The sequence below is a fragment of the Mesorhizobium sp. M7D.F.Ca.US.004.03.1.1 genome, from assembly GCF_003998635.1.
GTDB classification, from domain to species: domain Bacteria; phylum Pseudomonadota; class Alphaproteobacteria; order Rhizobiales; family Rhizobiaceae; genus Mesorhizobium; species Mesorhizobium loti.
In genome coordinates, this window is record NZ_RZQG01000332.1 from 1 (window position 1) to 6,071 (window position 6,071).

Annotated in this window: 6 protein-coding genes; 1 reads left to right on the forward strand and 5 read right to left on the reverse strand. The window is 64.0% G+C overall.

Annotation, left to right across the window (positions count from 1 at the left end; translation table 11 throughout):
* Positions 1-166 precede the first annotated feature (166 nt).
* From EN935_RS18830 to EN935_RS18845, 4 genes are all read right to left on the reverse strand, one after another.
* Positions 167-1,198, reverse strand: a complete 1,032-nt coding sequence (locus EN935_RS18830) for a BMP family protein (protein WP_127264136.1) — start codon at positions 1,196-1,198, stop codon at positions 167-169.
* A gap of 153 nt (positions 1,199-1,351) precedes the next feature.
* Complete coding sequence (gene pcaF, locus EN935_RS18835; protein ID WP_127264135.1) at positions 1,352-2,557, reverse strand: 3-oxoadipyl-CoA thiolase; 1,206 nt, start codon at positions 2,555-2,557, stop codon at positions 1,352-1,354.
* 1 nt (position 2,558) lies between these two features.
* Positions 2,559-3,356 carry a CoA-transferase subunit beta gene (locus EN935_RS18840; protein ID WP_109664129.1) on the reverse strand — a complete coding sequence of 266 codons (798 nt, stop codon included), beginning with the start codon at positions 3,354-3,356 and terminating at the stop codon, positions 2,559-2,561.
* Positions 3,353-4,210 (reverse strand): CoA transferase subunit A, encoded by an 858-nt coding sequence (locus EN935_RS18845; RefSeq protein WP_127264133.1) that lies wholly within the window; start codon positions 4,208-4,210, stop codon positions 3,353-3,355. Before EN935_RS18845 ends, EN935_RS18840 begins: the two co-directional genes overlap by 4 nt.
* A gap of 120 nt (positions 4,211-4,330) precedes the next feature.
* Between EN935_RS18845 and EN935_RS18850 the strand changes: the two genes are divergently transcribed.
* Positions 4,331-5,101: an IclR family transcriptional regulator C-terminal domain-containing protein gene (locus EN935_RS18850; protein WP_127373510.1), complete on the forward strand. Its 771-nt coding sequence runs from the start codon at positions 4,331-4,333 to the stop codon at positions 5,099-5,101.
* A 202-nt stretch (positions 5,102-5,303) separates the two neighbouring features.
* Here EN935_RS18850 and EN935_RS18855 read toward each other — a convergent pair.
* On the reverse strand, positions 5,304-6,071 hold a 768-nt coding region (locus tag EN935_RS18855; RefSeq protein ID WP_164771199.1), incomplete at its 5' end, for an FAD-binding oxidoreductase.

Consider the following 6,071-nt stretch of genomic DNA (forward strand, 5'->3'; position numbering starts at 1 on the left):
GTCCTGGTGGGGTTGGAGCGGCTCCTCACCCTCCCCCTTGTGGGGAGGGTCGGCTTACGATCGCAGCGAAGCGAAGATCGTGAGACGGGGTGGGGGTGCTGCGCCGAAGACCCCCACCCCGCTCCGCTTCGCGGATCGACCCTCCCCACAAGGGGGAGGGTAAAACTCAATCCGAAACCGGCGTGTTCTCGTCGACATCCACCCGGAAATTGCCTTCCAGAATCTCGGCCTTCTTCTTCTCGATCAGCTCCTTGACGTCCGCCGGCAGCGTCTTGTCGAACTTGTGGTAGGGCGCCAGATGCGAGCCACCCTTGGCCATGCGCGAGAAATCGCCATAGTCCTGCGCGGTGAAGACGCCGGCCTTGACCAGCTTGATGGCCTGCTCGACCGTCGGATACATGTCCCAGACCGGGCCGGTGATCACCGTGTCGGGGCCGAGGCTCGACTGGTCGGACATGTTGGAGATGGCAAGGATCTTCTTGTCCACCGCCGCTTCGATGACACCGAAGCGCTCGGCATAGATGACGTCGACACCGGCGTCGATCTGCGCGACCGCCGCTTCCTTGGCTTTTGGCGGATCGAAGAAGGAACCGATGAAGGCGACCTTCTTCTTGATGTTCGGATTGACCTCCTTGGCGCCGGCGAAGAAGGCGTTGACCAGTCGGTTGACTTCCGGGATGCCCATCGCCGCGACGGCGCCGATCGTGCCCGACTTCGACATCTTGCCGGCGATCATGCCGGAGAGATAGGCCGGCTCGTGAATCCAGTTGTCGAAGACGCCGAAGTTCGGTTCCGCCGGGCCGGCCCCGGAGCCGAACAGGAAGGCGGTCTTCGGGAACTGCTTGGCCGTGCGGCGCGATTCACGCTCGGCGGCAAAGGCATCGCCCAGCACCAGCTGATAGCCGCCTTGCGCATATTCGCGCATGACACGGCTGAAATCGGCGGTCTGCACCTTCTCGGACCATTTGTATTCGATGCCGAGTTCCTTCTCGGCCTTCTGCAAGGCGACATGGATCTGGTTGTCCCACGGCTCCTCGATCGGCGTGGCGAAGATCGCCGCCACCTTCAGCTTCTTGTCCTTGCCGAAGGCAGCGCCTGGCAGCATGGCTGCGGCCAGGCCAAGTGCGCCCAGCTCCAGCACGTTGCGTCGCGAAAGCCCTTCGCGCTCTGTCTGGAATCTGTTCTTCCGGTTTTCCATTGCATTCCCCTCTGTTCGACAGCCGTGTCGAGCCGGCTGTTCGTGAAAATATCAGACGGGGAACTATGGAACGACGCCGGACTTTTGTCCACGTGGTCAAATTTGACCACGCACCGGATTCTTGATCTTAGCCGGCCAAGCGAAGGCTGCTGGTCAAGCCCGTTCGAGCGCGATCGCAATGCCCTGGCCGACGCCGATGCACATGGTGGCAAGCGCATAACGGCCGCCACGTTCGCGCAGCTCCAGCGCCGCCGTGCCGGATATGCGGGCGCCCGACATGCCCAAGGGATGGCCGAGCGCGATGGCGCCGCCATTCGGGTTGACGTGTTCCGCATCCTCGGCGATGCCGAGCTGGCGCAGCACGGCTATGCCTTGCGAGGCAAAGGCTTCGTTGAGCTCGATGACATCGAACTGTTGCGGCGTCAGGCCAAGCCGCGCGCAGAGTTTTTGCGTCGCCGGCGCTGGGCCGATGCCCATGATGCGCGGCGCCACGCCGGCGGCGGCCCCGCCAAGGATACGGGCGATCGGCGTCAAGCCGTATTTCTTCACCGCTGCCTCGGATGCAACGATCAGCGCCGCCGCCCCGTCATTGACGCCCGACGCATTGCCGGCCGTCACCGTGCCGCCCTGCCGGAACGGCGTTGGCAATTTGGCCAGCGCCTCGACCGTTGAGCCCGCGCGCGGATGCTCATCCTTCGACACGACCACCGCATCGCCCTTGCGCTGCGGGATCGTCACCGGGGTAATCTCCTTGGCCAGCCGGCCCTTGGCTTGCGCGGCGACGGCCTTGTCCTGGCTGCGCACGGCAAAGGCGTCCTGGTCCGCGCGGGAGATGGCGAACTCTTCCGCGACGTTCTCGCCGGTCTCCGGCATCGAATCGACGCCATATTGCTTCTTCATCAGTGGGTTGACGAAGCGCCAGCCGATGGTGGTATCGTAAATCTCGGCGTTGCGCGAAAACGCCGTGTCGGCCTTGGGCATGACGAAGGGCGCCCGGCTCATCGATTCGACGCCGCCCGCGATCATCAGCTCCGCTTCGCCTGCCTTGATGGCCCTAGCTGCGATGGTCAGCGCGTCCATGCCCGAGCCGCACAGGCGGTTGACGGTCGAGCCCGGCACCTCCTTCGGCAAGCCTGCCAGCAACAGCGCCATGCGCGCCACATTGCGGTTGTCCTCGCCGGCCTGGTTGGCACAGCCATAGACGACGTCGTCGATCGCCTGCCAGTCGATGCCGGCATTGCGCTCGGCCAGCGCCTTTAGCGGTATGGCGCCGAGGTCGTCTGATCGTACCGAAGACAGAGAACCGCCGAAGCGGCCGATCGGCGTGCGGATGTAGTCGCAGATATAGGCCTCGGCCATGTCATGCAGCCTTTGCTTTTCCGGTTCCCTCATGCGCCGCCTTGGTGCGGGCCTGCAGGTCGCGCAATGTCTTGAGTTCGAGTTCGCTTGGCGGCGGCGTTTCGTCAAGCGCCTCGGCGAACTTAACCACCCAGCCACAGCTCTCCTGCACCTGCTGGCGGGTGACGCCTGGATGCAGCGACACCACCGTGAATTCCTTGCTCACCGGATCCGGCTTCCAGATGGCGAGGTCGGTGATCAGCAAGGTCGGGCCTGATGTGTCGATACCCAGCCGTTTGCGATGGTCGCCACCCTCGCCATGGCCGAAGGAGGTGAAGAAGTCGATCTTCTCGACCATGCCGCGCTTGGTCTGCGCCATGGTGATGTAGATCTCCTTCGATGAAGTCGCGATCTCCGGCGCGCCGCCGCCGCCGGGCAGCCTTGTCTTGGGATGGAAATAGTCACCGATGACCGTGGTGTTGATGTTGCCGAACTTGTCGAGCTGCGCCGCACCAAGGAAGCCGATCGAGATGCGGCCGCCCTGCAGCCAGTAGCGGAACATTTCCGGCACCGCGACGGTGGTGACAGCGGTCTCGCACAATTCGCCGTCGCCGATCGACAGCGGCAGCACGTCAGGTGCGGTGCCGATCGTGCCGCTCTCGTAGATCAAGGTGATGTCAGGCGCATGCGTCAGCCGCGCTACATTGCAGGCGGCGGACGGCGCGCCGATGCCGACGAAGCAGACATCGTCATTGCGCAGCGCGCGGCTGGCGGCGATCGTCATCATCTCGTTGGGGGTGAAGTCCGGACTGTCGCTCATGCCGCTTTCCTCAGATGCTCGACTCTGCCCTCGAAATCGTCGGCGCTCTTCTCCATGACATTGGCCTGCATCCACGCCTGGAATTTGTCACGGTCGGCGGCGATCTCGTCCCATTCCAGATAGGCGGCATTGTCGCGCGCATAATAGCCATGCGCGTAGGACGGATGCGAACCGCCGGGCACGACCGATATCGCGGCAATCGTCCAGCGCGGCAGCACAGTCAGATTGGGGTGCAGATCGTCGAAATTGTCGACCACTTCCTCGACCGTCACCACCGCGCGTTTGGCCGCCAGCACGGCTTCCTTCTGGATGCCGATAATGCCTTCGACCAGCACATTGCCTTTCCGGTCGGCCTTCTGCGCATGGATGAAGGTGACGTCAGGCCGGATCGAGGGAACGGCCGCTAGCACCTCGCCGGTGAACGGACAGGTGACAGACTTGATGTTCGGATTGACCGCCGCCAGGCCAGCGCCACGATAGCCGCGGAACACCGCGCAGGGCAGACCGGCCGCGCCCGCCTCATAAGCGTTGGCCATGCCGGCATGGCTGTGCTCCTCGATCTCGATCGATCTGGGAAAACCGTTCTCGATGGCATCTCGGGCGCGCCGCAGCAGGCCGACGCCGGGATTGCCGACATAGGAGAAGACGATTTTCTTCGCCATGCCCATGCCGATCATCTGGTCGTAGATCAGGTCCGGCGTCATGCGGATCAATGTCAGGTCGCGAAACCCCTGGCGGATCGCCTCATGCGCCGCCGCCGTCGGGATCAAATGGGTGAAGCCCTCGAAGGCAGCGGTGTCGCCGCTGTTCAAATTCTCGGCCACGGCCTGTTTCAGCGGCAGGAACTTGACCATCGCATCGGCTCCGGATTCAGAAAGTTCGTATTGCGAACATATGTTTTATATGCGATACTTTCTACGCTGAGCGAGGGCGCGGAGTCAATCTTGACGGCGATGCCGTTCCGCGGAGACAAGATGGACGAAGAGGCCCCCTCCCGTGATCATGTCGGCTCGCTTGAACGCGGCCTTGCCGTCATGGAGACCCGGGCCCCCCCCCCCCCGGGCATGACGCTGACCGAAATGGCCGAAGCAGCGGGCCTGACCCGCGCCGGCGCCCGCCGTTTTCTGCTGACGCTCACCGCCACCGGCTATGCAACGCAAGCCGGCCGCGTGTTCTCCCTGTCGCCACGCCTGCTGACGATTGCCCGCACCTGGCTCGGCGGCGCCTCGCTATGGAGCTTCGCTGCACCCATCATGCGCGCGGTGGCGGCGCAACTGAACGAGGCCTGCTCGGCAGCGATCCTATCTGGCCAGGATGTCGTCTATGTCGCCCGCATTCCCGGCCGCCGCATCCTCAGCGTGTCGCTCGATGTCGGCACCAGGCTGCCGGCCTATTGCACCTCGATGGGGCGCATCCTGCTTGCTGGCTTGACGCCCCAGGAGTTGGACGCATTCCTCGGCCAGGCGACGATCGAAAAACGAACGCCGAAGACGATCACCGACATCAGGCTGCTGACCGGCGCCATCGGCAAGGCGAAAGTGGACGGCTTTGCCATCGTCGATGAGGAACTGGAACTCGGCCTACGCTCCATCGCCGTGCCGATCCGCGACCGCTCAGGAAGCACGGTCGCGGCAATCAACGTCTCGACCCAGTCCGCGCGGTTTTCGGTCGCGGAGATGGAGCGGGAGATCCTGCCCGCGCTGCTGGAGGCCAGGCAGCGGATTGAGGATTTCTTTGTGGTTTAGCAGTCGCACATGAGCAAGTGCCCCCTCACCCGGATTGCCAACCGAATTGCAAAGGGCAATTCGGGACAATCCGACCTCTCCCCGAGGGAGAGGAGATCGCCAGCGTTGATGACAGCCTCTTCTCCCCTCGGGGAGAAGGTGGCCGCGAAGCGGCCGGATGAGGGGGCCTCTCATACGCGATGGCCCAGCTGACGAACGCTCTTCAATGCTTGATGCGATCCCTCATCGCATACCACAGCATGCCGAGCACATAGAGCGGGCCGCGCAGTGCCGTGCCGCCGGGGAAAGGCATCGGGGTCAGCGTCGAGAACAGATCGAGCCGCGAGGCGTCGCCGGTGATCGCTTCGGCCAGGAGCTTGCCAGACAGCGTCGACAGGATGACGCCCTTGCCGGAATAGCCATGCGCGAAATAGACCTCGCCATAGTGCCCGACATGCGGCAGCCGCGACGTCGTCACCGACACCAGCCCACCCCAGGCATGATCGATGCGGCAGCCCTGAAGCTGCGGGAAGGTTTTCTCCATATGCGGGCGCACGAAACCGGCGATATCGGCCGGCGGTGACGGCGTGTAACGCTCGCCGCCACCGAACAGCAGGCGTCCATCCGCCGACATCCGGTAGTAGTTGACGACGAAGCGGGTGTCTGACACCGCGACATTGGCCGGGATGACATTGCGCTTGCCCTCCAGCGGCTCGGTGGCGACGATGTAGTTGCCGACCGGCATGATGCGGCTGTTGACGCGCGGTTCCAGCCCATTGAGCAGCGCATCGCCCGCCAGCACGACATGCTTGGCCCGGACCGAACCCTTTGATGTCGAGACGCGGATCGAAGGCTCGCGCTCCAGCCTCACCGCCACCGAATTCTCATGGATGGTGACGCCGGCAGCAACCGCGGCGCGAGCGAGGCCGAGCGTGTAGTTGAGCGGGTGCATGTGGCCGCCAAGCGGCTCGTACATGGCGCCATGATAGGG